Consider the following 1,580-nt stretch of genomic DNA (forward strand, 5'->3'; position numbering starts at 1 on the left):
ATCAACAAAGCTGTTTTCCTGGCACCGGGTATCCCGTAGTGTCTCTTAAGCCTGCGACAAGCAATAATGGACCCGGCGGCAGTATGCTGTGATGCGCGCCGAAAATTTTTCTCCCTCTGAGGTTGTGATGTCCACGCGAATTTTAGCTATTGATACGGCGACAGAAGCCTGTTCGGCAGCGTTGCTGAACCACGGTCAGACGTTAGCCCATTTTGAACTCTGTGCGCGTGAACATACGCAACGCATCTTGCCGCTGGTGCAGCAGATCCTGCGCGAAAGCGGGGTTGCACTAAGCGAACTGGATGCGTTGGCATTCGGGCGAGGCCCGGGCAGTTTTACCGGCATGCGTATTGGCATTGGCATCGCTCAGGGATTATCGTTGGGTGCCAGCCTGTCGCTGATTGGTGTTTCCACCCTGAAAACTATGGCGCAGAGCGCATGGCGTCTGCATGGCGTTTCCCGCGTGCTGGCCGCAATTGATGCACGCATGGGCGAAGTTTACTGGGCAAAATATCAGCGCGATGAGGAGGGCGTCTGGCACGGCGAGCAGAGCGAAGCGGTGCTGAAGCCGGAAGCCGCCGCGGCGCGTATGGCGCAGCTGAGTGGTGAATGGGCCTGCGTTGGCACCGGCTGGCAGGCATGGTCGCAGCTGGCTGAAAACAGCCCGCTGAGCTTAACCGTCACTGATGTGATGCTGCCGCGCGCAGAGGATATGCTGCCGCTGGCCAAACAGGCGCTGACTGCCGGGCAGACCGTGACCCCTGAACACGCAGAGCTAACTTACCTGCGTAATGAAGTCGCTTGGAAGAAATTACCGGGTCGCGAGTAGCCGGCGGCAACTATTTAAACGGGATGCAGTCGAAATGGCATAAACTAGGGAGAATCTTAATGCGTAAACCGAGCATCTGGAAGTTAAGTGGTTTGTTATTCGCGTCGCTGTTGCTCAGCGGCTGTGTCACCGTACCGGATTCTGTCAAAGGCACCTCTCCCACGCCTCAACAGGATCTGGTGCGGGTGTTAAATGCGCCAGAACTGTTTGTCGGCCAGGAGTCGCGCTTTGGCGGGAAAGTGATCAAAGTCGATAATCGCAACGGTATGACGCGACTGGAGATTGCCGCCATGCGCCTTGATGACGGGGCGCGCCCGATTCTTGGAAGTGCTTCTATCGGCCGTATCTTTGCCGACGTGAACGGTTTTCTCGATCCGGTTGATTTCAATAACCAGATGGTTACCGTAGTCGGGCCAATTAAAGGCACTGAGAAAGGTAAGATTGGCGAGGCGCAGTATAGCTTCGTGGTGGTGAGTGTGAGTGTCACTGGCTATCAGCGTTGGCATATGAGTCAGCAGATCGTGACGCCGCCGCAGCCTATCGACCCATGGATCTGGTATGGTCCCGGCAACGACCGCCATCGCGGCGGTTACTGGGGCCCGGCCCCGTGGGGTTACTACAATACCGGACCGGCGCAGGTGCAAACCATTCTCACCGAGTAGCCACAGCGCGAACATTGACGACGGCATATCTGCCAGCGGCTGGCGATATGCCATTTTTTATTGATTTTCGAATTATGGTCATTTGTGGT

2 protein-coding genes are annotated in these 1,580 nt (G+C 56.3%); both read left to right on the forward strand.

From position 1 onward, the window contains the following. Positions 1–127: 127 nt before the first annotated feature. On the forward strand, positions 128–829 hold the full coding sequence (gene tsaB / locus BBW68_RS11905) for a tRNA (adenosine(37)-N6)-threonylcarbamoyltransferase complex dimerization subunit type 1 TsaB (protein WP_070135531.1): 702 nt from the start codon (positions 128–130) through the stop codon (positions 827–829). A 59-nt stretch (positions 830–888) separates the two neighbouring features. Further along, the gene (locus BBW68_RS11910; protein ID WP_070135530.1) at positions 889–1,491 is read left to right on the forward strand and encodes a Slp/YeaY family lipoprotein; all 603 of its coding nucleotides are present in this window, start codon (positions 889–891) and stop codon (positions 1,489–1,491) included. Positions 1,492–1,580: the final 89 nt, after the last annotated feature.

The sequence above is a fragment of the Candidatus Erwinia dacicola genome (assembly GCF_001756855.1).
GTDB lineage: Bacteria > Pseudomonadota > Gammaproteobacteria > Enterobacterales > Enterobacteriaceae > Erwinia > Erwinia dacicola.